Genomic DNA, 25386 nt, shown 5'->3' with positions numbered 1-25386 from the left:
CGACCGCCGGTGCTCACTCGTGCCCGTGACGGTCGAGCATGGGTTTCAGGGCGGCGAATGCGGCGATGATCTGGTCGATCTGGGCCGTGTCATGGGCCGCGCTGACGCTGATGCGCATTAGCGCCTGGCCGCCCGGCGTGGCCGGCGGCAATACCAGGTTGACATAGATGCCACGGTCGAGCAGCCCGTGCCAGAAGGCGACCCCTTGCTGAGGTGACCCCAGCAGCGTGGCGACCACCGGGCCGGGCTCTGGCCCCAGTTCGAAACCGAGCCGTGCCAGTCCGTGATACAGACGCTCGGCATTGGCCCACAGGCGCTGGCGGAGTTCGTCTCGCGAATGGACGATATGCAGGGCGGTGCGTACCGATGCGATCGTCGCCGGGGACGGCGAGGCAGTGAAGATGTACGGCCGACTGGCGTAGCGGATCATGTCGAGCTGCGGATGATGACTGGCGGCGAAGCCGCCGATGGCGCCCAGGCTCTTGCTGAAGGTGCCGACCACGAAGTCGACGTCGGCCTCGACGCCTTCGGCTTCGGCCAGACCGCGCCCATGGGCGCCCAGCACCCCCAGCGAGTGGGCTTCATCGACCAGCAGGTAACCCCCATGGCGGCGCTTGACGTCGACGATCTCGCGCAGCGGTGCCTGGTCCCCCAGCATGCTGTAGATGCCTTCCACCACGATCAAGGCATTGGCGGTGCGCTCGCCCAGACGGCGCAGGCGTTTCTCGAGATCACTGGCGTCATTGTGACGAAAGCGGATGATGTCGGCACCAGTGAGGCGGCAGGCATCGTAGATGCTGGCGTGACAGTCGGCGTCGAGCACGATGACGTCGTCGGCACCGGCCAGGGTGCCGATCAGGCCGAGATTGGCCATGTAACCGGTGGAGAACACGACCGCCGAGGGGCGCGCGAAGAAGTGCGCCAGCTCTTCCTCGAGGCGGGTGTGGCTGACGTAGCTGCCGTTGGCCATGCGCGACCCGGTGGTGCCGGTGCCTTCTTGATCGAGAGCGTCGTGTGCCGCCGCGATGCAGTCGGGATCGAAAGTCAGTCCCAGGTAGTTATTGGTGCCGGCGAGGATCACTGACCTGCCGTCTACGCGCCCTTCGGTAGGCGACAGGACTTCATCGATGCGCGTGCCGATCGGGCTGGGTTCTGCCTGGATCAAGGCGTGGCGCGCATCGCTCAGAGACTGGAATTTATCGAACAGGGACATCATTGGCTCTCGAGCAGCTTATTGATCGCCTGGGCCAACTGGTTGGGCGTGCGGATATCGGCGAGGACGTTCAGAGGGACGGAGATGTCGAATTCGTCTTCGGCATCCAGCATGAGATCCATCACCTTGACCGAGTCGAGCCCCAGCTCGCTGACCATATCGATGTCGGGATGCAGATTGCTGTCCGGCGGCGCCAGGCGTTCGAGATGCGCCATCAATCGCTCGAGTACCTGTTCATGTTGCGGCATGCGTTCTATGTCCGTTGCTGGCGGCGTGCGCCACGTTGAATGTCATGAAAAAGCAGGGTGGTGGAAAAGCAGGTGGCACGGTCAGTCCACCGCCCACTGCCGACGATCGCCAAGCGCCTGCTCCAGCGTGATCTGAGGGGTCCAGCCAATCGCTCGAGTGAGCGCACTATTGTCGCATGTCCAATCGTGATGTCTCAGCTCGCGAAGCTTCTCGGGTGTCAGCATCGGTGAACGGTTGAGGCCGCGCGCCAGCATCAGGTTGGCCTGCGCCAGCGCGCGCAACATGCCAGCGGGAATTGGCAGGCGGCGCACCGGAGCGCCGCGCACGCCAGCGCCGATCTCTGCAATCCGCGTCCAAGTGTAGCCGCCCGGGTAGCCATCGTGAAGCTCGAACGAACCATCGACGCGCGCTCCTGACGGTGAGTGGTGCAGCCAGGTCTTGGCAGCGGCCACCAGGTCGTCGACATGTAGAAACGATAGGCGGGTCTCGGACGGGCCGGTCATCAGCAACCAGCCGCGCATCAGCGTCTCGAACAGAGGGCGTAGCTCGCGGTCTCCGGGCCCGTAGACGGCAGTGGGGCGAAACACCGTCACCACTGGCTGGGCCGACGAGGCGAGACGTTGCTCCGCCTCGTACTTGGAGGTGGCATACCAGGAGAGTTCGGGATGGCGCGCGGCCAGTGAGGACATCAACAGCAGGCGGGCGCACCCCTGACGCTGCGTCGCCTCGAACAGCCGACGGCTGCCGTCGACATTGATGCGCCGGAACGTGGCCTCATTGGCGCCACGCACCGCGCCGGCGCAGTGGATGACGGCTTCGACACCATCGACGAGCTGATCGAGTGCCGTCGCGTCATCGAGCGACCCGCGGATCCACTCGACCTGCGAGTCTCTCTGCGTTGCCGGCGCGCTACGCGTCAAGGCACGCACCTGGACGCCGTCTCTGACTAGCCCGGCGATCAGTCGGCGACCGATGAAGCCGGTGGCTCCAGTAAGCGCGACACTCGTGGCCATGGGGATCAGGGCGCCCCGGTCCCGGTCAGCGACGCGGCTGGCGGTGCCAGCCCCAGCGACTCGCCACCGTCCTGCAGGTAGCGTCTGCACGCCTCGCTGCGCGAAAGCTTGCCGGACGACGTGCGCGGCAGCGAGCGGGGGGGGAGCAGGACGACACGGCAAGTGACACCGAAATCGCTGCGAATCAGGCTGGTCAGCTCGTTGACCAGTTCGCGTCGACGTTGCGCATCGCTGAGATGGCACTGAACCAGCATGACCACCGCCTCCTCGTCTTCCGCCGCCGCCGTGAACGCGACGACATCGCCATGCCGGATGCCCTGGCAATGCCCGGCGAGATGCTCAAGATCCTCGGGCCAGATGTTGCGGCCGTTGACGAAGATCAGGTCGCGATGACGCCCGGTGATGAACAGCCCATCCGGGGTCAGGTAGCCCAGATCGCCGGTGTCGAGCCAGCCGTCACGGAGCACCTTGGAAGTCTTTTCGGGATTCTGGAAGTATCCCGACATGACGCTGGGGCCGCGCACGGTGACGCGGCCTACCGCACGCTCGGGCAGGGGTTGCCCCTGCTGATCACGAATCACGATTTCATGGCCGGGCAGCGCGTGACCGCAGTTGACGAAGCTGGTAACGGCCATGTCGTCACATGCCGAGGCCGGGCGGGCGTGAGCATGGTGCTCGAGGTGGGCGCGGTCGATGTGCTCGACGGCGATGCCCTGATCGAGCGGCGCGAAGCTGACCGCCAGGGAGCATTCCGCCAGACCGTAGCAGGGCAGAAAGGCCTGCGAATCGAAGCCGGCAGGCGCGAGACATTCGGCGAAACGTTCGAGAACATCGGTACGCACCGGTTCGGCGCCGACGCCGGCGACGCGCCAGCTCGACAGATCGAAGCGTTCGAGATCGCCACTGCGCAGGCGGCGAGCGCAGATGTCGTAACCAAAGGGTGGTGCAAAGGCGATAGTGCCGTGATTGCGGCTGAGCAGCGTCAGCCACTGCATCGGTCGCATGGCGAATTCGCGTGCGCCCAGATAATCCACCGACAGCTGTGATGCCATGGGTCCGAGAACGAAACCGACCAGCCCCATGTCATGGTAGAACGGCAACCACGAGACGCAACGGTCGCCCGGGCGCACCCCCAGGCCGTGGGTGACGATCCCGCGCAGGTTGGCCATTACGGTGGCCTGATCGATCATCACGCCACGCGGAAAGCCGGTACTGCCCGAGGTGTACTGCAGATAGGCCAGCTCATCCGGACGCGATGGCTCGAGAGGCTGGACATTGGCGTCGAGCCGATGAAACGCCTCGTCACCACCGCTGAACAGCAGATCGAGTTCGCTGCAGGCCTCCGTCAGGAAGGACTGCATCTCGGCGGGCGCAACCGCAACGCGGGCCTCGCAGCTGCGCAGCAGGCGCGCGAGGCGTTCGACATAACTGGCATGGTTGCCAAGGCTCATGTTGATCGGCAGCGGTACGGGAACGAAGCCCGCATACTGGCAACCGTAGAAGATCTCCATGAACAGTGGGCTGGTGTCGGCGATAATGGCCACCTTGTCGCCCCGTTTCAACCCCAGGCGACATAGACGGTAAGCCGCCGCCAGGGCGCGCTGACGCAGCTCAGCGTAGCGCAAGGGAGCGGTGAGGCGTCCGCGGCCATCGTGGAAGTTGTAGCCCGTCACACCCTGCGCGGCATAGTCGAGCGCTTCGGCCAGAGTGGTGAAATCGGCCAGCCGCTGGGGAAGCGGGTTCCGTGTTGACGTTTTGGTGATATAGAGTTCGGTCATTATTGAGGAGAGTCTCGATCATCGAAGCAGAGGGGGTTGTTATAAAGACAATGCGTAGCAGTTGGACACACCATAGTCAGTGGTAGTGTCCCGGATGGCCTTGACCGGCTCGATATACCTTTGTTTCTGCGCGCGGTGTGACACAGACCTTCGATCTGCCGGCGGCGATCCTGGAGGCTGCGGCATGTCATACAATGGTCATGCCCAATACTGCATGATCGTTGACTGTATCCGTGCATTGAGCGCAGCGTCGCTGGCATTGACGACATCCAGCCTGGGGGGGCCGGGCCAGCCGGCATCGGCGAAATCATGGCCATCGAACGTGCGTGGCGTCGCGTAGCGAGGGACCACATGAAAATGGACGTGAGGATCAACCATCATCAGCATCAGGTAATTGATCTTGTCGTAGGCAAAAGCCTGGCCCAGAGCGGCTTCGATGTCGGCAGTCACCTCGGCCAGCTCGTTGAATGCCTCGCGGGACAGGTCGGGAAAGGCAGTTTCCGGTCCCTTGGCAATCAGCACCAGCGCGCCCACGGTCACTTGGGCCTCGCGAAACAGCACGCTCCAGTGGCGATAGTCATGCACGATATTGTCGGGAGCACCGAACTTCACCATCGTCGAGTTCGGCTTGGCTTGTGGTTGCGTATGCACGATCCTTGTCTCACCTTTGCTTGCCGTATACCGAGTATAACGAATAAAACCTTAATGACGGCTTAATATATCTAGCCATCTATCGGGAATCACCAGGCAACCTTTCTTCCTTTTTCATGGTAGTCGCAGACGCCTTTCATGGTAACCGCAGACGCCTTCGCGTTGCAGTGATGCGTGAAGATACCTATGATGCGGCATCCGATGCAAAATTCCTGAAGCGATCCGCTTGTCTGGCTACGGCTTTCGATCGCCTCCCATCCCGCCGAATTCCGTTGTCGCGCTGCATCATGCTGCTCGGTGTGAGGCGATGGCATGCTTAAGGCTTCACGTGAATAGTAACGCTCCTTCCGAAGTGCGTGTCTCTTCCGACACTCATCATCACGCCGCCCCCCGTCACTCGCCTGCCGAGATTGACGTCAGGCCGGTCAAAGGGCGCCGGGATCTGGCTACCTTCGTGCGTTTGCCGGGCGACCTGCTGCGGGATGATCCGCAATGGGTTGAACCGCTGCACCTGGAGCGACGCCTGCATCTGACCAAGAACCCGGCCTTCGACCATGTCACCTGGCAGGGGTTCATCGCCTGGTCTGGCGATAGACCGGTAGGGCGGATCAGTGCCCAGACTGACAGCCTCCACCGCCAGTATCACGGCGCTGATAGCGGCCATTTCGGCATGCTCGACGCCATCGACGACCCCGCCGTATTCGCGGCGCTGTTCACCGCTGCGGAGACCTGGCTGCGCGAGCGTGGCGCGCGGCACATAACCGGTCCCTACAACTTGACCATCAACGAGGAGTGCGGATTGCTGGTTGACGGTTTCGAGTGGCCGCCTTCGATGATGATGGGACATGCCGGGCGCTACTATGCCTCCCACGTCGAGGCGCAAGGCTATACGCCCGCCAAGGATCTGCTCGCCTATTGGATGTCGACACGTGGCGTGAATTTTACGCCAACGATGAGGCGCATGATCGATCGTCGGCGCGAGCGAATTCACCTACGCCCCCTGCGTCGCGACCGCTTCGACGAAGAACTCGATATTCTACGCGACATTTTCAACGACGCCTGGGCAAAGAACTGGGGATTCGTACCGTTCACCGAAGCCGAATTTAACGAGTTGGGCACCAGCCTGAAGATGCTGGTGCCGCCGGAGTTGATCCAGATCGCCGAGATCGACGCCAAGCCCGTCGCGTTCATTGTCGGCTTGCCCAACCTCAACGAGGCGATCGCGCCACTGCACGGACGCTTGTGGCCGGTGGGTTGGCTGCGTCTGCTATGGCGACTCAAGGTGCGCAGGCCAAAGACCGGACGCGTGCCGCTGATGGGGGTACGCAGTGAATACCAGTTCAGTCGCCTCGGGCCGACGCTTGCCTTGGTGTTGATCGAGTCGATCCAGGCGTCGCTCATCCGCCATGGCATCGAAGCTGTGGAAATGTCCTGGATACTCGAGGACAACGCTGGCATGCGAAATATCCTCGAGCATATCGGAACCGACCTCTACAAACGTTACCGTCTCTATGAAAAGCATCTCTGAAGGGCAGATTGCGGCCGTGGTGCTGGCGGCGGATCGCGGCGTCGACGACCCGGTCACGCGGGAGGCCGGTGTCGCCTGCAAGGCGTTGACCCCGGTCGCCGGTGTACCGATGCTGCGTCGCGTGTTCGGCGCGCTCGACGGCAGTGCGCGTATCGCGCGTATCTGTCTAGCCGGACCGTCGGCGGCGATCATCGAACACGATCCGGTGCTTGGCGAGCTGCTTAGCCGCGACGATGTGAGCTGGGTGGAGAATGCCGCGACGCCCAGCGCCAGCGTCGGCGTCGCCCTGCGGTCGCTGCCCGATGACGTGCCGGTCATGGTGACCACCGCCGATCATGCCCTGTTGACGCCGACCATCGTCACCGCGTTTGTCGGTCGCGCCTTGGCCAGCGATGGCGATTTCGTGGTGGGCGTGGCACGCCTGGAGACAGTGACGAGGCGCTTCCCCGATACGCGACGCACGGCGATACGGCTGTCCGACGGTCCCTACTGCGGCTGCAACCTGTTTGTCTTCACCACACCGCAAGGCCGCGCGCTCGCCGACTTCTGGCGCCAGGTCGAACAGCAACGCAAGCGGCCCTGGCGGGTCATCGGCGGAGCGCTGGGCTGGGCGGCGGTGCTGCGTTACCTGCTCGGACGTCTGACGCTCGAGCAGGCCCTGGACAGGCTATCCCGCCGTCTCGGCATACGCATCCGGGCCGTAGTGCTGGATCATGCCGAGGCGGCCGTCGACGTGGACACGCCCGCCGACCGGCAACTGGTCGAAGCGATTCTCGCCGGCGAACGCTGATCGGCTAGGAGCCTGGCAGCGCTCGCAGAAGCCGACGGGTCCGAGAAGGAGAAGAGACGTTCAGCCGCGCGCGGCCTCCACCGTCGCGTCGCGGGTCTGCCAGCGAGTCACCAGATCGCGCGCCTGTTCGAGATCCTTGGGAAAGTCGAGTTCCGCCCAGCGCAACCCCTCGATGGACTGGACGAAAATGTTGCCGCTTGCCGCAAGTTCGTCGATCACGCTCAGATACCAGCGCTTGAGCGCCTCAGGGTCGTGCATGATGCGTTCCAGCGTGTCGCGGAACAGCGCCGCGCCTGCGCCGCGGAAGGTCATCATGCCGATCGACTCGCCGTTTACCGTATCCAGATCGAGCGTCTTGCCGACCCGCACCAGGCGATCGCCGTGCAGGCTGACCTTCATGTCGTCGGCGTCATAGCGCGCCTTGCGGTCGATGGCCAGGGTGACCGGATGCTGCGGCGCCTCCAGCAAGCGTTCCACCACCGGCTGGTCGAACAGGGTATCGCCATTGAGCAGCAGGAAGTCTTCCCGCATCGCCTCGCGCGCCATCCAACAGCTGGCCAAGTTATCGGCGACCTCATAGAAGGGGTTGAAGACGATATCGACCAGATCATCTGCATAGCGATCATGCAGGCATTGCGTCACTTGTTCGATGCCATAGCCGAGTACGACGGTGATCCGCTCGAAACCGGCGGCGAGCAGATGATCGATCTGATGTTCGATGACGGTCTTGTCGCCAAGGCGAATGAGACACTTGGGACAATGTTCGGTATAAGGCAATAGACGTTTGCCTTGGCCGGCGCTGAGAAGGATGGCTTGGCGTGGCCGCGAAGGATTCGATTGCTGCATGGTGGGTCGATGTCTCGTCTGTATGGTGCTGTGCATGAAGGCCGGGAAGGCGAGCGCCCGCTCCTTGGTGCTGAGAGCCAGGCGCTGCCTTTCGTTACGGCACTCGACTTTAGCAATTTTACCCTGCTCATTCACTTTTGAATGTATCATCTAGACCTGAACAAAGGCTTACCCGGTGGATACAGCTTCTGAGTGCAACACGGTTATTGAATCGAATCCAGTTTCCATTCGACCTGCCGCTACCCGACTTCTTTCCGCGTTACGGGACCGAAGCCCAGTGCCAAGTCGCGCTCGAACAGACGTGCAAGCGCCCGGCTTCACTCAGGTAGCGGTGCGTTGCCGTCAGGGTCCAGCGATCCACCTGGCGCGCGATGCGGAACAGCGTGTACCCGGCAGCCTTCGTCACGTCGTCGTTCGGCAGCAGCGAGGCCGAGGGCGCTCCGAACACCGCTGCCTGCCCGTGCGGCGTGGGCAGGCAGGCGTCCATGCGGCAATGGGCGTGACCATGCAGGACTAGCTCGACGCCCGCGCGTGCCAGTACGCGACGCAGCGCCGGCGCATCGGTGAGGCGTTTGCGCCAGTTCACGGCGTTGCGCTGTAACGGATGATGGATCAACAGGATACGAAAGCGACCCTCGCGCCCCGCCCGGTGCAGACAGCGCTCCAGGCGCACGAGCTGTGCATCACCAAGCGCGCCGGTAGCCAAAGGCCAGTGCGTGGGTATCGCCGTAGAGACGCCGATCAACGCGACCGGTCCACGATAGCGAACGAAGGGGAAGCGCGGCACAAGCGGTGCATCACTCGGTGCCGTTGCGTCGCCCATCGTTTCACGCATTTCATCATGCATGTAGTCACGCCACAGCCCGACGGTGCCGGCCCATGGCGCCGGTGCATAGGCGTCATGATTGCCGGGGACGACGGAGACGTCATGCGGTGCGCCCAGCGCTTGTAGCCACGTCAGCGCCTGACGACATTCGGCAGGCGTGCCAAGATGCGTCAGGTCGCCGGTCACGGCAATGTGGTCGGGCGCCGCACCGCGCAGGTCGTCGACAAGCGTCGCCAGCACCTCCGCCCGATGCACGTGCCGGCGCTTGCGTCGCCAAGCCCAGTATCCTAAGGCACGCTTGTTGAACAACTCTTTCCATGGCGGCATGTCGAAAGAGGTCAGATGGGGGTCGGAGAGATGCGCCAGGCACAGCGACATATCTTGCCCAGCGAAAATCGGGGGTGCCTTCGTCGTCATCGGCATAATATAATCGCAGGATTTTGAAAGGAAAAGGATCATTGGTGGCATGATGACGATACGCGTATATTTCGAAGAGGATTCGCCTGTCCAGTTATGGGGTCTGACGCCTCGTCAGCGGCTGGTGAAATCGCTGGCACCGCTGTCCAACGTGATCCTCGCGGATGACGCCACGTCCCCCGGGTCCGGCAGCGATCAGCCCGGCACCGATATCCTCGTTCTGCGCGCCGACTACATTTACGATCAACGCGTGCTGAATGGCCTGCTGGATAGCCAAACCGGGCAACTCGCGCTCACTGACCCCAGCGATGACAGCGTAGTCGCCGTACGGGCATGCGCCGATCAGTGGCCGCCGAATACGCGCCCCTCCCTGGCCAATGGGCCATTGTCGGCGTTGAAACGCTTGGCGCCTCCCGCCGTGGCCAGCAGCGAGCAGTCGAAACTGCGCAAGTTCGATACGCCCTGGGTGGCCCGGGTGTCGGCGTCGGCACGCCGACGTCTCGAAAACGCCCTGTTCAGTGCCGCCTACAAGGGCGTGACCGATCTCGTCACCAAATGGGCCTGGCCGCTGCCGGCACGCGCCGTCACCCGGCTATGCGTGCGCTGGGGGCTGCGGCCCAATCACGTGACGTCGCTGAGCTACGTGCTGGCGATCTTGGCCGGGGTGCTGTTCGGGTACGGCGAGTTCGGCGCCGGCCTGCTCGCCGGCTGGATCATGACCTTCCTCGATACGGTGGACGGCAAGCTGGCCCGCGTGACGTTGACGTCGAGCCGCTTCGGCAACGTTTTCGATCACGCCTTGGACCTGGTCCACCCGCCGTTGTGGTACATCGCCTGGGGCGTTGGCCTGGCCGCCGGCACCGCGGATGTGACGATGCTGTTGTGGCTGACCGTGATCGGCTATGTCGGCGGACGCTTGTGCGAGGGAGGGTTCAAGTTCGCGGCGCCATTCTCGATGTTCACCTGGCGCCCCTTCGACTCGGTCAACCGCCTGGTCACCGCGCGCCGCAACCCCAATATGATCCTGTTGACGCTGGCCTGGTGGGCAGGCTTGCCCTATATCGGCCTGGTCCTGGTCACGCTCTGGACACTGCTCTCGACACTGGTCCTGGCGGTGCGCCTCGCGCAAGGGCTGCTGGCCCGCGCCAAGGGCGAGCCGCCTCGGGCCTGGCTATACAGCGACGACCCGCGCGCCGGACGCCATCCGCTGATGGTACGCTGGTTCACCTTTCCCGCCATCCGCTCGGGCGGGTAGGGCACCGCCGATGCTTCATCCCGCTGATCTCCCGCGCCGGGTTGGCGTATTGTGCAATCCGCACAGCGGGCGCAACCGCCGCCATCTGGAGGCGATCCGCCGCATTGCCGAGCAGCAGGCGGCGTTGTTCGTCTATCACGAGGCGACGACGCCGGAGGCGGTTGTCGAGACGTTGCGTGCGTTTCATGCCGAAGGTGTCGAACTGATCGCGGTGGCGGGGGGTGACGGCACGCTGCAGGCGGCCCTGACCGGCCTGCTGCGCGACCTGGCACTACCGGCCGAGACCTTGCCGAAGCTGCTGGTGATTGGCGGCGGCACGACCAACATGAGCGCCGCCGATCTCGGCACGCGCTGCCAGCCGCCTGTCGCGCTGACCAGGCTGGCGGCTTGGCTCGAACGCAGGGGCCCGGCGCCGCACTGCTGTTCCCGCCCACTCGTGCGCCTGGCGCTGGGGCGCCCGGAGGCGGTGCAGTATGGCCTGTTCTTCGGTAGCGGCGCGATCCAGACCGGCGTCGACTACTTCAACAGCCGGGTACGTTGCGGTCCGGTAGCGGGCGCTTGGGGGCCACGCCTGGCCTTCCTGCGGGTGATGGTGTCGATGCTGCGTGGCCGGCCCCATCCGCTGCTGCCTGCTGCGTCGTGCCGGCTGGTGCTGGATCGCGACGAGGTGCTGGAAGGCCGTTACCTGCTGGTACTGGTATCGACCCTCGAGCGGCTGCTGCTGGGCTCGCGACCGTTCTGGGGAGAACAGTCCGCGCCGCTGCATTTTACCGCGGTACGCTACCCACCGCGCGCCCTGTGGCGGCGCTTGCCGGCCATTCTGCGCGGGCGTGGCGGCCGCGCCGTACGCGACGGGGAAGGCTATGTCAGCCGCAACCTGACGTCGCTGCGTCTGGAGCTCGATGCCGGCGGCATCCTCGACGGTGAACGCTTCCGCGCCGAACCTGGCGAGGCCATCGAGCTGTCGGCGACGCTGGCGATCGATTTTCTCGTCTTCCCATGATTTTCTCGTCCATCCTCCGAGGCCCCATGCGTACCCTCCATTTATCTCCGCCCGCGGCGCTGGTCGCTCAGGTGGCCGAACAGGCCGCCCGTCCGCAGCCCGAGGGGGTGGCACCGCTGGTGGCCCGCGTGCAGGAGCGTTTCGGTCAGGCTACCTGCGCGGTGCTCTTCTACGGCTCCTGCCTGCGTAGCCACGATCCGGGTGATGGCGTGGTCGATCTCTATGCGCTGGTCGACCGCTACGCCGCCGTCTACGATCGCCGTCTGCTGCGGCTGGTCAACGCCTGGCTGCCACCTAACGTGTTCTATCTCGAGACACAGGATGCCCAGGGGCGGCGTCTGCGCGCCAAGTGCGCGGTCATCACCCTCGATGACTTCGCACAGGGGGCGACACGCTGGTTCGAAAGCTATCTGTGGGGGCGCTTCGCCCAGCCCTGTCGCCTGGCCTATTGCCGCGATGAAGCCACCCGGATGCGGGTGAACGACGCCTTGGCCGGGGCAGTGCTCGCGTTGTGGCATGCTGCGCTGCCCTGTCTGCCGGACACCTTCGAGGCCGCCGAGGGCTGGCAGCGGGCCCTCGCGCTGAGTTACGGTGTCGAGCTGCGACCCGAAGGCGCATCGCGCCCGGCCTCGCTGCTGGCTGGACAGGAGGCGGAATACCGCGGGCGGCTGGCAGCGGCGGCCGAGGCGCTGCCTGGGCTGTCGGCGACCGGCAACGACCACTATCGCAATGTACTGGAAGCGGCACAGCGCCGCCGGGGACGACGCGTCTGGCGCTGGCGACGCCGACAGGGACATATCCTGCACATCGCCAGACTGATGAAGGCGGTTCTGACCTTTGAAAACGGTGTCGATTACATAGCCTGGAAGCTGGAACGCCACAGTGGCCGGCAAATTTCCGTCAATGACCGCTTGCGCCGCTATCCGTTGCTGTTCGGCTGGCCGCTACTGTGGCGGTTGCTGCGCGAGCGTGTGCTGCGCTGATATACGAGGAGACGAGCATCATGAAAGAGTCCTCACCCCCTCCAACTGAAGCAGGGCCTCCTGCCAAGCGCAGGAAGCCCTGGTACATCAAGACCGGGCGCAGGTTGCTGGTCTCGGTAGATCGCTTTATCGCCCGTCATTCCCGGGTAGGCGATCCCACCTTCTTCGATCCTGCCGAGTTTGCCTGGGTCAGTCCGCTGGAAGCCGAATGGCAGGCCATTCGTACGGAACTCGATGACATCCTGCGCGAGCGTGATGCGCTGCCAAATTTCCAGGACATTTCGCAGGACCAGGCACGCATCAGCCAGGATGATCGCTGGAAGACCTTCTTCTTCTACGGCTACGGTTATCGCATGGATGACAACTGCGCGCGTTGTCCCCAAACGACCCGCCTGATCGAAAGCGTGCCGGGAATGACGACCGCGTTCTTCTCGATCCTCGCACCCGGCAAGCACATCCCGCCGCATCGCGGCCCCTACAAGGGCGTGATGCGTTACCATCTGGGGCTGCGGGTACCGGAACCGCGCGAGCGTTGCCGCATCCGCGTCGGCGACGACACCGGCTACTGGCGGGAAGGCGGCAGTCTGCTGTTCGACGATACCTACGAGCACGAGGTGTGGAACGACACCGACGGCGTCAGGGTGGTGCTGTTTCTGGATGTCATGCGGCCTATGCGCTTCCCGGGCGCACTGGTCAACCGCTTGGTCTTCAATCTGATTCGCTTGTCGCCCTACGTGCAGCGCGCGCGCAGGAACCAGCAGCGCTGGTCGCAGCGCTAGCCTATGCCATGCTTGACGGTACCTGGGAGGGTATCGGCCGGACTGCGCTTTATCGACCGTCTTGACGAATTGATCGCTCTTGGCGAGATCTGGCCCGCCGGGCTTTGAGATTCCTTTGGCTATATCATGATGGCTGCCATGATCTGCGGTGTGCTGGTGCCAGTTGCCGTGCTGGTGCCAGTTGCCGTGCTGGTGCCAGTTGCCGTGCTGGTGCCAGTTGCCGTGCGGGTGCCGGGGGATGCGTCACGGATCTCCTGAACGATGGCGAAGTTGACCATGTTTTTTTCGCGGTTCGGTCTTGCGATTCATTATGAGAATAATTTACATTTCACTTCGTAATGCCAAGCGAGGTGTTTATGTACGTCTGTCTCTGTGTAGGGGTCACCGACCGCGATATCGAAAATGCCGTTTCGGACGGTGCCCGCAGCTGGCGCGAAGTCCGCGAGACGACCGGCTGTGCCGGCCAGTGCGGCAAGTGCGCCTGTACGGGCAAGAGCATCATGCGCGAGGCGATCAGCCAGGAACTGACGATGGATCCGGATCTCGCCTACGCGGTATGAGCTGGATTACGGAATGCTTTCCTAAGCCTGGCTTCGGGCATCGAACTAAATAGCTGTGAACGTCGAGCGTTGGTCGATATTTGTCTTCGCAGCTCGTAACTCGTAACTTCAGGACGCAAGTCATTATCAGCCGCGTTTTCATCTGCCAACGGCTTGCAGATGAGATCTTGTCGTAACCTACTGTAATAGTTGTCATTTATTCTCTCGCTGAGCGATACTGCCTCTATCGGATCGACGCTGCCGATTGTGGTAGCGTGGTCCAGACGGGAGAGCGTGGCCGGAACGTGCCTCCCCATCGCCAGAGACCAATCACTCGATGCGAATCGCTCGAGGCAATGAGGAGAATACGACAATGAAAGGCGACGCCAAGGTCATTTCCTATCTCAACACCGTGCTCGGCAACGAGCTGGTCGCGATCAACCAGTACTTTCTGCACAGCAAGATGTACAAGGACTGGGGCTTGAGCGTGCTGGCCAAGTGGGAGTACGAAGAATCCATCGAAGAGATGCAGCACGCCGACAGGCTGATCGAGCGCATCCTGTTCTTGGAAGGCATTCCCAACCTGCAGGATCTGGGCAAGCTGAACATCGGCGAGAACTGCCAGGAGATGCTCGAGAGCGATCTCAAGATCGAGCACAAGGCTCGCGCCGACCTGCAGGAAGCGATTCCCTACTGCGAATCCGTCCGCGACTACGTCAGCCGCGATCTGTTCATCAAGATCCTCGACGACGAAGAAGAGCACATCGACAAGCTCGAAGCGGAACTGGGCCTGATCGACAAGGTCGGCATCCAGAACTATCTGCAGAAGCACATGTTCACGACGGACAAGGAGTGAGGCGCGACGCCTGATCAGGCACGCACTTTACGCATACGCAAAAGCCCCGATGTCATCGACATCGGGGCTTTTTTGCTGTGGACCGCCGATTTTTCCGGCTCAGCCCAGCTCATTGACCAGCAGTGCCTCGACGGCCTCGATGCGCTGGGTCAGCGTCTCGTCGTCGGCCGCGAGCACCGTGATGTGACCGATCTTGCGGCCGGGGCGGGGCGCCTTGCCGTAATCGTGCCAGCGGGTGCCGGGCAGAGCGAGCACGGCGTCGCGCTCGGGGAAGGCGCCGATCACGTTGAGCATCGCACACGGCGCCAGGCGTGCGGTCTCGCCCAGTGGCAGCCCGGCGATCGCGCGGACGTGGTTCTCGAACTGGCTGGTCACCGCGCCTTCGATGCTCCAGTGGCCGGAGTTATGCACTCGCGGGGCGATCTCGTTGGCGAGCAGCCCCGCCGCGGTGACGAAGAACTCGAACGCCATCACGCCGACATAGTCGAGCTCGTTCATCACCCGGCTGGCGTAGTCTTCCGCCTGTGCCTGCAGCGGATGGGAAACCTGCGGCACCGAGCAGTGCAGGATGCCCTGGCGATGCTCGTTGCGCACCACCGGCCAGTGGCGGATCTCGCCGTCACGGCCGCGCACGGCGATCACCGAGATCTCGTGATCGAAATCGATGAAGCCCTCGAGAATCAGCGGCACGCCGCCCAGCTCGTCGAACGTCCCGGCGACATCTTCCGGCGCGCGCAGCACCTTCTGGCCCTTGCCGTCGTAGCCCATCGTGCGGGTCTTGATCACCACCGGCAGGCCGATCTCGTCCACCGCGGTGTCGATATCGGCCTGGCTGTCGATCCGGGCGATCGGCGGCACGTCGATATCCAGCGAGCGGAACAGCGACTTCTCGAGCCAGCGATCCCGCGCCGTCGCCAGCGCCGAGGCGGGCGGATAGGCCGGGCGTTGTTCGGCCAGACGCTCGACGGCTTCGGCCGGCACGTTCTCGAATTCGAAAGTGATCGCGTCGCAGGTCGCGGTCAGCGTGCTCAGCGCCTGGGCATCCTGCCAGTCGGCCTGCAGGTGCTCTCCATGCGCAGCAGCACACGGCTCGGCGCCGGGATCGAGAAAGGTGAAACGCAGATCCAGCGGCGCGCCCGCCTGGGCAAGCATGCGCCCCAGTTGGCCGCCACCGACGATTCCGATACGCATAGTCACTCCTGGTCTTCGGGTCGAGGGTCGGGATTGTCGAGCACCTGCTGCGTCTGCTCGGCGCGGAAGGCTTCCAACGCCTCGCGGATGCGCTCGTCGTGGTTGGCCAGCATGGCGGCGGCGAGCAGGGCGGCGTTGATCGCGCCGGCACGGCCGATCGCCAGCGTCGCGGTGGGAATGCCGGCCGGCATCTGCACGATGGAAAGCAGCGAATCGACCCCGGAAAGGGTGCTCGACTTCACCGGCACGCCGAGCACCGGCAGCCGCGTCTTGGCGGCGCACATGCCCGGCAGATGGGCGGCGCCGCCGGCACCGGCGATGATCACTTCCAGGCCCCGGTCGGCGGAGGTTTCGGCGTACTCGAACAGCAGATCCGGCGTGCGGTGGGCGGAGACCACCCTGGTTTCATGCTCGATACCCAGCTTTTCCAGGGTCTCGACGGTATGGCAGAGAGTCGACCAGTCCGACTTCGAGCCCATGATCACGCCGACGCGTACGCTCATGCTTCCTCCCGTGGGAAATGGTTCGCCGGTCCTTGGTAGGGGGTTATCGGACCGTCGTTTGGAAAGCAGCGAATTGTACGGGAATACGGAGAATCGATCAGCCGTTAATCTTTTAGCCGACATTGACTGCAGATCTTTTCCGCGCGAACCGCCATCCGCCGGCAGCGTTCAGCGAAACGCCTTTTCCAGGGCAAACCGGGCCACCGGCTCGTCGCTGACGCTGACCTGCTCGCAGAACATGGTGAGCGGGCGCACCCACAAGCCGTAGTCGCCGTAGAGCGCCCGATAGACCACCAGCCACTCCTCGGTTTCGCTGTGCTGGGCCACGTCCAGCACCTCGTAGAGCTGACCCTTGTAGTGGCGATAGATGCCCGGCACGGGCTTGTGCTGTTCACTCATGAGGAGGTCTCCCGGGTAGCGGCCGGCGCTGTCGTTGATGTTGTTGGCGTTGGCGTTGGCGTTGACGTCGTTGAGGTCGTCGTCGCTGTGTTCGATGCCTTTGACGTCGTTGCCGAGGTGGCGGCCGATGTCTGTGCGTCGTCGGCCGCGCGCTTGGTTTTATCGGCGAGCCGGGTCAGAACACGGCCGGCCGCGACGAAACCGAAAGTGCCGGTGACCACGCTCACCGCACCGAAGCCGGCAGCGCAGTCGAGCCGCGTGGCCTGGCCCGGCGCCGGCTTCTGCAGACAGACCTCGCCATCGTCGCCGGGGTAGACCAGTTGCTCGTCGGAGTAGACGCACTCGACGCCGAAGCGGCGCTTGGGATTGCGCGAGAAGCCGTGATCCCGGCGCAGCTTCGAGCGCACCTTGGCCAGCAGCGGATCGTGCTCGGTGCGGCTGAGATCGGCCACGCGCACGCGGGTCGGATCGCTCTGGCCGCCGGCGCCGCCGGTTACCGTGATCGGCAGCTTGCGCCGGTTGCAGTAGTGGATCAGCGCCGCCTTGGCGCCGACGTGGTCGATGGCGTCGATCACGTGATCGGCATCGGCCGGAATCCGCTCGGCCAGATTGGTCGGCGTGATGAAGGCTGCATCGGCGTGAATCTCGATACCCGGCCAGATGGCGCGGCAGCGCTCCGCCAGCACCTCGACCTTGGGCCTGCCGATCTGGCCGTCCAGCGCGTGGAGTTGGCGATTGACGTTGGAAACGCAGACATCGTCCAGGTCGATCAGGGTCAGCTTGCCGATCCCGGAGCGCGCCAGCGCCTCGGCGCTCCAGCTGCCGACGCCGCCCACGCCGATCACCACGACGTGCGCGCGGCGGAACGCATTGGCCGCCCGGGCGCCGTAGAGACGCCGGATACCGCCAAAGCGGAAATCGTAGTCGTCGCTGCCGGCGTCAACGCTGCCAGCGCCGGGAGAGCTGTCGTGGATCATGGAATCCTCGCTCATGGAGTTTCGATCACCGATTTTCGATCACCGGTTTTCGGTCAAGGAATAGCGTCGACCGATTCGGATTCGGCCCGGGCCGCGCTCGTGGCGGGCGTCATCCAGTGGGCGCCATTCTGCGTCAGATGCCTCTGCCAGCCGAACCGGGCCAGCAGGGCGGAAAAGTGATCGTCGGACGCCGCTTCCAGTCTTAGCTGGCGGCCCTCGAACGGGTGGCGAAATTCCAGCGCCACCGCCGACAGCAGCAGGTGCGGGCAGTCCAGATGATCGCGGAAGTAGCGATTGTGAACGCCCTTGCCGTGCTTGGCATCACCGATGATCGGGTGGCCGCAGCGCGCCAGATGACGCCGGATCTGATGGCGCCGGCCCGTCTCCGGCCGTGCTTCCATCAGCGAATAGCGCGACTGCGGATAGCGATCGATCTCCACCGGAATCTCCGCCGTCGCCAGCCGCCGGAAGTGGGTCAGCGCCGGGTGCGCGGGCATCTCCGCCTTGGGCCGGATGCCATCTTCCTCGCGCAGGGGCGCATCGACACTCACCGTCTCCGGCCCCCAGCCGCGAACCACGGCCAGATAGCGCTTGCTCACCCGATGCTCGGTGAACGCCCGCGTCAGCGCGGCGGCGGCGTCGCTGTCCAGCGCGAACAGCAGCACGCCGCCGGTGGGGCGGTCCAGGCGATGCACCGGAAAGACATGCTGGCCGATCTGATCGCGCAACGTCTGCATCACGAACCGGGTTTCCCCGCGGGCCAGTGCCGTGCGATGCACCAGCATGCCGGGCGGCTTGGCGACGGCGATCAGGCGCGCATCGCGGTAGATCACCGGCAGCGGCCCAAGGCGCTCGGTTGGGGTGAGCGGCACGGTCATGGCACTGGCCTGGGTAAACGAACAGGGCGCTATTGTCGGGGCTGGCGAAGGCGATCTCAAGGGGCTGACCGAGTGCCCGGATGTCCGACGCATGCTAGCCTCGGAAACAGTGAAGCAGCGAACATCAGGAAGCCTGTCGCCATGAGTGATACCCGTTCCCCGCATCTGGTCGTGCTGACCGGCGCTGGCATCAGCGCCGAAAGCGGCCTCAAGACCTTTCGCGATGGCGATGGCCTGTGGGAAAACCACCGCCTCGAGGATGTCGCCACCCCGGAAGCCTGGGCGCGCGACCCCGAAACCGTGCTGCGCTTCTACGACGAGCGCCGCGAGCAGACCCGCCGGGCACGGCCTAACGCCGCGCATCTGGCGCTGGCCGAACTCGAGGCCGCCGGGTTTCGGGTCAGCGTGGTCACCCAGAACATCGACGACCTGCACGAACGCGCCGGCTCGCGTCACGTGCTGCATCTGCATGGCGAGATCCTGCTGGCGCGTTCCTCGGTCGATGCCAACCTGCGCTACCCGTTGAGCGATCCCGCGACCGGGGGCCGGATTGCCCTGGGCGATCTGTGCGACAAGGGCAGCCAGCTGCGCCCGGACGTGGTCTGGTTCGGCGAAGCCGTGCCGCGCTATGCCGAGGCGTGCGATATCGTCGCCGGGGCCGACGCGCTGCTGGTCGTCGGCACCTCGCTGGCGGTGATGCCTGCTGCCTTGCTGCTGGATCAGGCGCCGTTCGAGGCGCCGTGCTGGCTGGTCGACCCGCACGCCCGCGATCTGGCGCCGCCGGGCGTCAGCCCGATTGCCGAACCGGCCAGCCGTGGCGTGCCGGATCTGGTGGCGCGCTGGCGGGAGCAGGGCGGCTTCGCCGACTGATTTTCCCGTCTGGCTTTTCCGCCCGGATTTTCGCTCCGATGCGCTTCCTGCCTTTTTGCCTATTTAGTCGCGGCACGCGCTGCGGCAAAATAGCGCGCCCGGTCGATGCCGGATCCGCTGCCGTTTCCGGATCGACCCCAACAGAGCCGCTCGAGCGGCCCCGGTTCGCCAATCGGTGAGCCAAACTATCGCTAGGACACATCATCATGTTTGAACGCATCAACCGGTTGTTCCCGGTCTGGGCCGTCTTGCTGGCCGTTATCGCCGCCTTCGCACCGGAGCTCTTCGTCGGGCTGAAGGGGGATATCAAGACACTGCTCGTGGTGATCATGTTCGCCATGGGCCTGACATTGACCCGCGAAGACTTCGCCCGCGTGATCAAGGCGCCCAAGCCGATCGCCGTCGGTGTCATCCTGCAGTTTCTGATCATGCCGGTCGCCGCGCTGCTGGTTTCGCGCGTGCTGGGGCTGAGCCCGGAGCTGACCACCGGGATGATCCTGGTCGGCGCCACGGCGGGCGGCACCTCTTCCAACGTCATGACCTGGCTTGCCGGCGGCCACGTCGCGCTGTCGGTCTCGATGACCATGGTTTCCACCGTGATCTCGGTCGTCGCCACGCCGTTCATCACTTGGCTGCTGGTCGGCCAGAGCATCGACGTGCCGGTTCTCGGCATGCTGATGAGCATCGCGCAGCTGGTCATCGCGCCGATCGCGCTGGGTGTCATCGTCCATCATCTGCTGGGCGCGCGCATCCGCAAGATCGAACCGGCACTGGCGACGCTCGCCATGGCCGCCATCGTGCTGATCATCGCCATCGTGGTCGCGCTCAACGCCGGCAACCTGGCAACGCTAGGGCCGATCGTGGCGATTGCGGTCATCGCCCACAACGGCATCGGCCTCGCCGGTGGCTACTGGCTGAGCCGAGCGCTGGGCTTCGATATTCGCACCGCGCGCACCATCGCCTTCGAAGTCGGCCTGCAGAACTCCGGCCTGGCGGTCACGCTCGCCAACCAGTTCTTCACTGCCGGCGCCGCGCTGCCGGGTGCGCTGTTCTCGGTCTGGCACAATGTCTCCGGCTCCGTGCTGGCGGGTTACTGGAAGCAGCGCGGCATTCCCGCCCGTGGCGCCACATCGGAAGCTGGCGAAAGCATCAGCCGCTGAGATTGCTACAGATATTGTCTTAATTCCGGGGCTAGGAAAGCGGGGCGAAGTGCTAGAATGCGCGCGCCCCGCTTTTTCGTAGGCCGGAGAGGGCCGATCCATGCGTGATGATGCCGAACTGACGACCGAATCCTGGTCGCCGAGCGAGACCGAATTCTCGAATGCTGATGCCCGGCGTGACATGGCTGGCGGAGACGAGCACCCGCCGCGCCGCGAATTCAAGGCGCGGGGCAGTTTCGTCGAACGCTGCGACGGCTGTCGCCTGCCGGTGCTCAACTGTCTCTGCCCGTACCGCGTGACGGCGACGAGCGACGCCCAGGTGTGGTTGCTGACCCACCCCTACGAGCACAACAAGCCCACCAACACCGGGCGCCTGATCGCCGACGTGCTGCCGCAGACCCAGACCTTCACCTGGTATCGCACCGCGCCGGAGGCACGGCTGCTCGAGCTGCTGGCGGACCGGCGCTACGTGCCGTACGTGGTCTTCCCCGACGATCAGCCGGACTATCAGCATCGCTTGGTCGACGAGCGTGCCGTAGTCGTCGCCAAGCAGGATGGCTTCATTCCCGTCTTCATTCTGATCGACGGCACCTGGCGTCAGGCGCGGCGGATCTTCCGCAAGAGCCCGTACCTGGAAAACCTGCCGGTGCTGCCGCTCCACACGGACCGGCTGACACGCTATCGGCTGCGTAAGCCGGCCTCCGCCTCGCATCTCTGTACCGCCGAGGTCGCGGCCGAGCTGCTGCGCAATACCGGCGACGTCACCGCCGCCAACGTGCTCGACGACTACTTCGACGCCTTCAACGAGAGCTACGCCGCGAGCCGCTTCTATCACAAGATCGAGAAGCCCAACGCCGCCATGCAGCGCCTGCTCGAGCGTCGCGCCTTCGGCGCCGCTTTCTCCTGAATCCGGCTGCCATCGCCGCTTTCCGATACGCCTCGCCCATCGGCGAGGCCGCTTCTGGCAGGGTAGGGGCGATGAAGGGCCGATCTCTTCCGTCTGGTGCGCCGCATTTCGGCGCCGGTGCATTTCCAGCGCCGGTGCATTTCCAGCGCCGACGGCCTCGCATAAACGGCCCCGGTAATGTTATCGTCTGCGCCGTGCGCCCGAGTGGCTCAACTGGATAGAGCAACGGCCTTCGAAGCCGTGGGTTGCAGGTTCGAGTCCTGCCTCGGGCGCCAGATCGACTTCCTAAGCGTTCCAAGATGTTCCAATAAACCGCTGAAACGCATAGATTTTTAGAGAATTTCCTTCCTCGTTGTTCCTCAGTATTCCTACCCAATCTGGCATACAAACGGTATAGTTTTTGGCCTATTGTCTGTTCGAATAGGGTCGCTATACCTGCATGCCGCTAACTGCCCGAAAGATCGAATCAACCAAACCAGCGGACAAGGTGATAACCCTTTCCGATGGATCGGGACTAGAACTCAGGATCACGCCCAACGGTAAGCGTGGCTGGCGCTTTCGCTACGTCCGTCCGGACGGATCAAAACGCCGCAACATGATCAGCCTCGGGGTCTACCCGACCATTACGCTCGCCAGGGCGCGAGAGCTTGCGCTGGACATTCGCCGACAACTCGTCGAGGGGATCGATCCAGCCGAGCACCGAAAGGCCGAGAAGGAGCAAGAACGGAACCCGCACGCCCATACCTTCCGCGTGATCGCCCAAGAGTGGCACGCCGGGAAGGCTCAGCAGTGGAAAGCGTCATCTCGGCGCGCCCAGGGAAGCTGGGCCGCCCTCGAGCGCCACGTTTTCCCCTTCGTCGGTGACAAGGGGATGGATGAAATTACCCCCATGGAGTGGCTAGAGCTGCTGCGCCGTTTGGAGCGAGAGGGCAAGCACGAGCAGAAGCGAAAGGTTCACTTCTTTTGCCGCGATGTGTACCGGCTTGCTGTAGTGACGGACAGGGTGTCAGCGTCGGCGCTATAAGTCCGTAAATCATCAAAACAGATTGTCCCCCCGACCCGCATGACCTTTCCTTGCTGGTGACCAAACCTGTAAGGGCCGCGCCATGCTAAGCCGAGAGGACTTTCTCATGATAAGGCAACTTCATCAGCGAGGCGCCCACCTCGTGGACATCGCGCATCAGATTGGCTGTTGTGAACGGACCGTGCGCCGCCATCTGGCTCGCGAAGAGGCGCCGACCGGGCGGCCAAGCCGGCCGCGAGCCAGCAAGCTGGATCCCTACAAGCCGATCATCGATCAACTGCTGGCCGACAACGTCTGGAACGCCGAAGTCATCTTCCAGTTGATCCGCGAGCAGGGATACTCCGGTGGTCCCACCATGGTGCGGATGTACATCCACCCCAAACGCGCCCTGCGTCCCAGCAAGCGAACCGTACGTTTCGAGACCCAGCCCGCCTTCCAGCTCCAGCACGACTGGGGCGAAATCGAGACCGTCATCGCCAGCCAACGCTGCAAAGTGTATTTCGCGGTCAACACGCTGGGCTATTCGCGGCGTTTCCATGCCTGGGCGGCCTCCAGTCAGGACGCCGAACACACCTACGAGGCGCTGGTGCAGGCTTTGCGCCACTTCGGCGGCGTGCCGCGCACGGTGCTGGTCGATAACCAGAAGGCAGCGGTGTTGAAGCATGACCGCGATCACCGCGTCATCTTCAACGCCGGCTTCCTGCAACTGGCCAATCACTATGGCTTCGCTCCCAAGGCGTGCCGGCCGCAGCGGCCACGCACCAAGGGCAAGACCGAGCGCATGGTGGGCTATGTGAAGCAGCACTTCTTCCAGCGTTACCGGGCTTTCGAGAGCGTCGCCCACCTGAACCAGCTGCTGCTCCTATGGTTGGAACGCGTCGCCGATCAGCGGCCGTTGAGGCAGTTCCGCCAAACCCCGGCCGAGCGCTTTACCGACGAGGTGGCGGCGCTTCAGGCGCTGCCAGCGACGGACTTCGATACTCGCTATCACGATCTACGCCAGGTCGGTTGGGATGGCTACATCGAGGTCCGTGGCAACCGCTACAGCGTTCCCGAGCGCTACTGTGGCCAGGCAGTGGTGATCCGGTTGAGTCTGGACGATGAACTGACCGTTTACTCCGCGGTCGGTGATGTCATCACCCAGCACCGCCTGCAAGTGCCACGGGCTGGATGGCGTACCGTACCAGAGCATCATGCCGCCCTGTGGCAGCAGACCCTGTCGGTTCAACAGCGTGACCTGCGGGTCTACGAGGAGGTGCTGTGATGGCTCTGGAACCGCTACTCCACCGCCTGAAGATGGAACATCTCCAGGCCTCCCTCGACAGCCTCTGCGAGTACGCCAGCAAGCAGGACCTGAACTACCGCGAGTTCCTCGAACAGGCTCTCGCCCAGGAGTGGGGCGGGCGTCATCAGAAGGGCCTGGAGTCCCGCCTGAAGCAGGCTCGGTTGCCGTGGATCAAGACCCTGGAGCAGTTCGACTTCAGCTTCCAGCCCAGTATCGATCATAAGATCGTGCGCGAGCTGGCCGGCCTGAGCTTCGTCGAACGTGGTGAGAACGTCGTGCTGCTCGGCCCGCCCGGCGTTGGGAAAACGCATCTCGCCGTAGCCCTGTCGGTGAAGGCCGCCGAAGCCGGCCATCGGGTACTGTTCATGACGCTGGATCGGCTGGTTAGCACCCTGATGCGAGCCCGTCAGGAGAACCGCCTGGATCGGCAACTCCAGCAACTGACCTACCCCAAAGTGCTGGTACTCGATGAGATGGGCTACCTGCCGATGACCCGCGAAGAGGCTAGCCTGTTCTTCCGCTTGATCAACCGACGCTACGAGCGGGCCAGCACCCTACTCACCTCGAACAAATCGTTCATGGACTGGGGGGAGATCTTCGGCGACCAGGTCATCGCCACGGCGATCCTGGATCGGCTACTTCACCACTCAACGACCCTGAACATCAAAGGCGAAAGCTACCGGCTGAAAGACAAGCGGCGAGCCGGCCTGGTAACGACACTTGCGACAAAGGAGGACAAACCCACAAACGACTCTGAATTGGTTCCGATGAAAGAGCACCGATAAAAACCGGACAATCTGAAACGATGAAAAGCGGACATGCTTCGTCAGCGTTGACAAGGGCGGCCAATAACCCGCTCAACGACCTCGCTGTGGCGCTGGTACGCGGCAAGTCCAAGCATATGGCCCATCTCAACGCCGACGAGGTACCAGAGCTTGTCCAGGCCATAGAAGCCTACACGGGTAACGAACTGGTCAAGCATGGTCTCAAGCTACTGCTGCTCACGGCAGTACGCCCAGGCGAGCTAAGGCTGGCCAAGTGGGAAGAGTTCGACTTCAACAAGGCCATCTGGACGATCCCTGCCGATCGGATGAAGATGGCGCGGCAGCATCGCGTTCCGCTACCACGTCAGGCGATGGCCACGCTACGCCAAATGCAGCGAATCTCTGGCCACTACCCGCATCTATTCCCCAGCCGTAACGACGCCACCAGGATCATGTCGAACATGACCTTCAGCATGGCGCTCAAGCGAATGGGCTTCGAGGGCCGGCACGTGCCCCACGGCACACGCCATACTGTCGCAACCGGGCTCAAGGAGGCTGGTTTCCCCGGCGAATGGATCGAGATGCAGCTCTCCCACAAGCTCCCAGGGATCCAAGGCGTTTATACTCATGCTGAACACATGGCACCGGAACAGCGGCCTGCCATGATGCAGTTTTGGGCGGACTCTCTTTATAAGGATTAGA

Annotated in this window: 28 protein-coding genes and 1 tRNA gene; 17 read left to right on the top strand and 12 right to left on the bottom strand. The window is 63.7% G+C overall.

What is annotated here, in order from left to right; translation table 11 throughout:
• Positions 1–13: 13 nt before the first annotated feature.
• From spt to R5R73_RS14055, 5 genes are all read right to left on the bottom strand, one after another.
• Positions 14–1213: a serine palmitoyltransferase gene (gene spt / locus R5R73_RS14075; protein ID WP_322527845.1), complete on the bottom strand. Its 1200-nt coding sequence runs from the start codon at positions 1211–1213 to the stop codon at positions 14–16.
• A complete protein-coding gene (locus R5R73_RS14070; RefSeq protein ID WP_322527844.1) occupies positions 1213–1461 on the bottom strand; it encodes an acyl carrier protein in 249 nt (82 codons plus the stop codon). Before R5R73_RS14070 ends, spt begins: the two co-directional genes overlap by 1 nt.
• Before the next feature lie 81 nt (positions 1462–1542).
• The gene (locus tag R5R73_RS14065; protein WP_322527843.1) at positions 1543–2475 is read right to left on the bottom strand and encodes an NAD-dependent epimerase/dehydratase family protein; all 933 of its coding nucleotides are present in this window, start codon (positions 2473–2475) and stop codon (positions 1543–1545) included.
• A 5-nt stretch (positions 2476–2480) separates the two neighbouring features.
• Positions 2481–4253, bottom strand: coding sequence for a fatty acyl-AMP ligase (locus tag R5R73_RS14060; protein ID WP_322527842.1), 1773 nt, complete (start codon positions 4251–4253; stop codon positions 2481–2483).
• Positions 4254–4451: 198 nt separating this feature from the next.
• Complete coding sequence (locus tag R5R73_RS14055; RefSeq protein ID WP_322527841.1) at positions 4452–4904, bottom strand: HIT family protein; 453 nt, start codon at positions 4902–4904, stop codon at positions 4452–4454.
• Between the two features lie 328 nt (positions 4905–5232).
• Here R5R73_RS14055 and R5R73_RS14050 point away from each other — a divergent pair, with 328 nt between their 5' ends.
• Together R5R73_RS14050 and R5R73_RS14045 are read left to right on the top strand one after the other, a co-directional pair.
• Complete coding sequence (locus tag R5R73_RS14050; protein ID WP_204352986.1) at positions 5233–6432, top strand: hypothetical protein; 1200 nt, start codon at positions 5233–5235, stop codon at positions 6430–6432.
• A complete protein-coding gene (locus tag R5R73_RS14045) occupies positions 6416–7222 on the top strand; it encodes a nucleotidyltransferase family protein (RefSeq protein ID WP_322527840.1) in 807 nt (268 codons plus the stop codon). Before R5R73_RS14050 ends, R5R73_RS14045 begins: the two co-directional genes overlap by 17 nt.
• 60 nt (positions 7223–7282) lie before the next feature.
• Here R5R73_RS14045 and R5R73_RS14040 read toward each other — a convergent pair whose 3' ends face one another.
• Complete coding sequence (locus tag R5R73_RS14040; RefSeq protein ID WP_322527839.1) at positions 7283–8068, bottom strand: phosphocholine cytidylyltransferase family protein; 786 nt, start codon at positions 8066–8068, stop codon at positions 7283–7285.
• Positions 8069–8327: 259 nt separating this feature from the next.
• On the bottom strand, positions 8328–9362 hold the full coding sequence (locus R5R73_RS14035) for a metallophosphoesterase family protein (protein WP_110649994.1): 1035 nt from the start codon (positions 9360–9362) through the stop codon (positions 8328–8330).
• 1 nt (position 9363) lies between these two features.
• On the opposite strand from R5R73_RS14035, the gene R5R73_RS14030 reads away from it, so the two are divergent.
• From R5R73_RS14030 to bfr, 7 genes are all read left to right on the top strand, one after another.
• Complete coding sequence (locus R5R73_RS14030; RefSeq protein ID WP_322527838.1) at positions 9364–10566, top strand: CDP-alcohol phosphatidyltransferase family protein; 1203 nt, start codon at positions 9364–9366, stop codon at positions 10564–10566.
• A gap of 10 nt (positions 10567–10576) precedes the next feature.
• Positions 10577–11569 carry a diacylglycerol/lipid kinase family protein gene (locus R5R73_RS14025; RefSeq protein ID WP_322527837.1) on the top strand — a complete coding sequence of 331 codons (993 nt, stop codon included), beginning with the start codon at positions 10577–10579 and terminating at the stop codon, positions 11567–11569.
• 26 nt (positions 11570–11595) lie between these two features.
• Entirely contained in the window at positions 11596–12552 is a 957-nt protein-coding gene (locus R5R73_RS14020; RefSeq protein ID WP_322527836.1) for a hypothetical protein, read from the top strand.
• Positions 12553–12572: 20 nt separating this feature from the next.
• Positions 12573–13331 carry an aspartyl/asparaginyl beta-hydroxylase domain-containing protein gene (locus tag R5R73_RS14015; RefSeq protein ID WP_083387136.1) on the top strand — a complete coding sequence of 253 codons (759 nt, stop codon included), beginning with the start codon at positions 12573–12575 and terminating at the stop codon, positions 13329–13331.
• 126 nt (positions 13332–13457) lie between these two features.
• Positions 13458–13589 (top strand): hypothetical protein, encoded by a 132-nt coding sequence (locus R5R73_RS14010; protein ID WP_322527835.1) that lies wholly within the window; start codon positions 13458–13460, stop codon positions 13587–13589.
• A gap of 98 nt (positions 13590–13687) precedes the next feature.
• On the top strand, positions 13688–13891 hold the full coding sequence (locus R5R73_RS14005) for a bacterioferritin-associated ferredoxin (protein WP_071229958.1): 204 nt from the start codon (positions 13688–13690) through the stop codon (positions 13889–13891).
• 352 nt (positions 13892–14243) lie between these two features.
• A complete protein-coding gene (gene bfr / locus R5R73_RS14000; protein ID WP_071229957.1) occupies positions 14244–14726 on the top strand; it encodes a bacterioferritin in 483 nt (160 codons plus the stop codon).
• Positions 14727–14825: 99 nt separating this feature from the next.
• Here the strand turns inward: bfr and R5R73_RS13995 are convergent, their stop codons facing one another.
• From R5R73_RS13995 to R5R73_RS13975, 5 genes are all read right to left on the bottom strand, one after another.
• On the bottom strand, positions 14826–15917 hold the full coding sequence (locus R5R73_RS13995) for a 5-(carboxyamino)imidazole ribonucleotide synthase (protein WP_071229956.1): 1092 nt from the start codon (positions 15915–15917) through the stop codon (positions 14826–14828).
• A gap of 2 nt (positions 15918–15919) precedes the next feature.
• Positions 15920–16420, bottom strand: a complete 501-nt coding sequence (purE, locus tag R5R73_RS13990) for a 5-(carboxyamino)imidazole ribonucleotide mutase (RefSeq protein WP_071229955.1) — start codon at positions 16418–16420, stop codon at positions 15920–15922.
• Positions 16421–16588: 168 nt separating this feature from the next.
• The gene (locus tag R5R73_RS13985) at positions 16589–16819 is read right to left on the bottom strand and encodes a DUF1653 domain-containing protein (protein WP_322527834.1); all 231 of its coding nucleotides are present in this window, start codon (positions 16817–16819) and stop codon (positions 16589–16591) included.
• Positions 16816–17811: a tRNA cyclic N6-threonylcarbamoyladenosine(37) synthase TcdA gene (gene tcdA, locus R5R73_RS13980; RefSeq protein ID WP_416221196.1), complete on the bottom strand. Its 996-nt coding sequence runs from the start codon at positions 17809–17811 to the stop codon at positions 16816–16818. The genes R5R73_RS13985 and tcdA overlap by 4 nt, the downstream gene beginning before the upstream one ends.
• A 38-nt stretch (positions 17812–17849) precedes the next feature.
• Positions 17850–18674, bottom strand: coding sequence for a pseudouridine synthase (locus R5R73_RS13975; RefSeq protein WP_322527833.1), 825 nt, complete (start codon positions 18672–18674; stop codon positions 17850–17852).
• A gap of 141 nt (positions 18675–18815) precedes the next feature.
• Here R5R73_RS13975 and R5R73_RS13970 point away from each other — a divergent pair, with 141 nt between their 5' ends.
• The 8 genes from R5R73_RS13970 (at position 18816) to R5R73_RS13935 (ending at position 25385) form a co-directional block, all read left to right on the top strand.
• On the top strand, positions 18816–19544 hold the full coding sequence (locus tag R5R73_RS13970; protein WP_071229952.1) for an SIR2 family NAD-dependent protein deacylase: 729 nt from the start codon (positions 18816–18818) through the stop codon (positions 19542–19544).
• Between the two features lie 206 nt (positions 19545–19750).
• Positions 19751–20704, top strand: a complete 954-nt coding sequence (locus R5R73_RS13965) for a bile acid:sodium symporter family protein (protein ID WP_416221195.1) — start codon at positions 19751–19753, stop codon at positions 20702–20704.
• Between the two features lie 181 nt (positions 20705–20885).
• Entirely contained in the window at positions 20886–21611 is a 726-nt protein-coding gene (locus R5R73_RS13960; RefSeq protein WP_322529605.1) for a tRNA-uridine aminocarboxypropyltransferase, read from the top strand.
• A gap of 198 nt (positions 21612–21809) precedes the next feature.
• Positions 21810–21886: transfer RNA gene (locus R5R73_RS13955), tRNA-Arg, on the top strand.
• 164 nt (positions 21887–22050) lie between these two features.
• A complete protein-coding gene (locus tag R5R73_RS13950) occupies positions 22051–22635 on the top strand; it encodes a tyrosine-type recombinase/integrase (RefSeq protein WP_322527832.1) in 585 nt (194 codons plus the stop codon).
• An 82-nt stretch (positions 22636–22717) separates the two neighbouring features.
• Positions 22718–23899, top strand: a complete 1182-nt coding sequence (gene istA / locus R5R73_RS13945) for an IS21 family transposase (protein WP_322527831.1) — start codon at positions 22718–22720, stop codon at positions 23897–23899.
• A complete protein-coding gene (gene istB, locus R5R73_RS13940) occupies positions 23896–24705 on the top strand; it encodes an IS21-like element helper ATPase IstB (protein ID WP_322527830.1) in 810 nt (269 codons plus the stop codon). Before istA ends, istB begins: the two co-directional genes overlap by 4 nt.
• Positions 24706–24725: 20 nt before the next feature.
• Positions 24726–25385, top strand: coding sequence for a site-specific integrase (locus R5R73_RS13935; protein WP_322527829.1), 660 nt, complete (start codon positions 24726–24728; stop codon positions 25383–25385).
• Position 25386 lies beyond the last annotated feature (1 nt).

Source organism: Salinicola sp. LHM (assembly GCF_034479735.1).
Taxonomy (GTDB): domain Bacteria; phylum Pseudomonadota; class Gammaproteobacteria; order Pseudomonadales; family Halomonadaceae; genus Salinicola; species Salinicola salarius.
The sequence above is the reverse complement of the archived record's forward strand: the minus strand, read 5'-3'. Positions and strand labels throughout refer to the sequence as shown.

Bases quoted from the DNA above. Each gene is read 5' to 3' on its own strand.
- spt (WP_322527845.1), bottom strand. From the start codon at position 1,213: ATGTCCCTGTTCGATAAATTCCAGTCTCTGAGCGATGCGCGCCACGCC.
- R5R73_RS14070 (WP_322527844.1), bottom strand. From the start codon at position 1,461: ATGCCGCAACATGAACAGGTACTCGAGCGATTGATGGCGCATCTCGAA.
- R5R73_RS14065 (WP_322527843.1), bottom strand. From the start codon at position 2,475: ATGGCCACGAGTGTCGCGCTTACTGGAGCCACCGGCTTCATCGGTCGC.
- R5R73_RS14060 (WP_322527842.1), bottom strand. From the start codon at position 4,253: ATGACCGAACTCTATATCACCAAAACGTCAACACGGAACCCGCTTCCC.
- R5R73_RS14045 (WP_322527840.1), top strand. From the start codon at position 6,416: ATGAAAAGCATCTCTGAAGGGCAGATTGCGGCCGTGGTGCTGGCGGCG.
- R5R73_RS14040 (WP_322527839.1), bottom strand. From the start codon at position 8,068: ATGCAGCAATCGAATCCTTCGCGGCCACGCCAAGCCATCCTTCTCAGC.
- R5R73_RS14035 (WP_110649994.1), bottom strand. From the start codon at position 9,362: ATGCCACCAATGATCCTTTTCCTTTCAAAATCCTGCGATTATATTATG.
- R5R73_RS14030 (WP_322527838.1), top strand. From the start codon at position 9,364: ATGACGATACGCGTATATTTCGAAGAGGATTCGCCTGTCCAGTTATGG.
- R5R73_RS14025 (WP_322527837.1), top strand. From the start codon at position 10,577: ATGCTTCATCCCGCTGATCTCCCGCGCCGGGTTGGCGTATTGTGCAAT.
- R5R73_RS14020 (WP_322527836.1), top strand. From the start codon at position 11,596: ATGCGTACCCTCCATTTATCTCCGCCCGCGGCGCTGGTCGCTCAGGTG.
- R5R73_RS14015 (WP_083387136.1), top strand. From the start codon at position 12,573: ATGAAAGAGTCCTCACCCCCTCCAACTGAAGCAGGGCCTCCTGCCAAG.
- R5R73_RS14010 (WP_322527835.1), top strand. From the start codon at position 13,458: ATGATGGCTGCCATGATCTGCGGTGTGCTGGTGCCAGTTGCCGTGCTG.
- R5R73_RS14005 (WP_071229958.1), top strand. From the start codon at position 13,688: ATGTACGTCTGTCTCTGTGTAGGGGTCACCGACCGCGATATCGAAAAT.
- bfr (WP_071229957.1), top strand. From the start codon at position 14,244: ATGAAAGGCGACGCCAAGGTCATTTCCTATCTCAACACCGTGCTCGGC.
- R5R73_RS13995 (WP_071229956.1), bottom strand. From the start codon at position 15,917: ATGCGTATCGGAATCGTCGGTGGCGGCCAACTGGGGCGCATGCTTGCC.
- purE (WP_071229955.1), bottom strand. From the start codon at position 16,420: ATGAGCGTACGCGTCGGCGTGATCATGGGCTCGAAGTCGGACTGGTCG.
- R5R73_RS13985 (WP_322527834.1), bottom strand. From the start codon at position 16,819: ATGAGTGAACAGCACAAGCCCGTGCCGGGCATCTATCGCCACTACAAG.
- tcdA (WP_416221196.1), bottom strand. From the start codon at position 17,811: ATGAGCGAGGATTCCATGATCCACGACAGCTCTCCCGGCGCTGGCAGC.
- R5R73_RS13975 (WP_322527833.1), bottom strand. From the start codon at position 18,674: ATGACCGTGCCGCTCACCCCAACCGAGCGCCTTGGGCCGCTGCCGGTG.
- R5R73_RS13970 (WP_071229952.1), top strand. From the start codon at position 18,816: ATGAGTGATACCCGTTCCCCGCATCTGGTCGTGCTGACCGGCGCTGGC.
- R5R73_RS13965 (WP_416221195.1), top strand. From the start codon at position 19,751: ATGTTTGAACGCATCAACCGGTTGTTCCCGGTCTGGGCCGTCTTGCTG.
- R5R73_RS13960 (WP_322529605.1), top strand. From the start codon at position 20,886: ATGGCTGGCGGAGACGAGCACCCGCCGCGCCGCGAATTCAAGGCGCGG.
- R5R73_RS13950 (WP_322527832.1), top strand. From the start codon at position 22,051: ATGCCGCTAACTGCCCGAAAGATCGAATCAACCAAACCAGCGGACAAG.
- istA (WP_322527831.1), top strand. From the start codon at position 22,718: ATGCTAAGCCGAGAGGACTTTCTCATGATAAGGCAACTTCATCAGCGA.
- R5R73_RS13935 (WP_322527829.1), top strand. From the start codon at position 24,726: ATGAAAAGCGGACATGCTTCGTCAGCGTTGACAAGGGCGGCCAATAAC.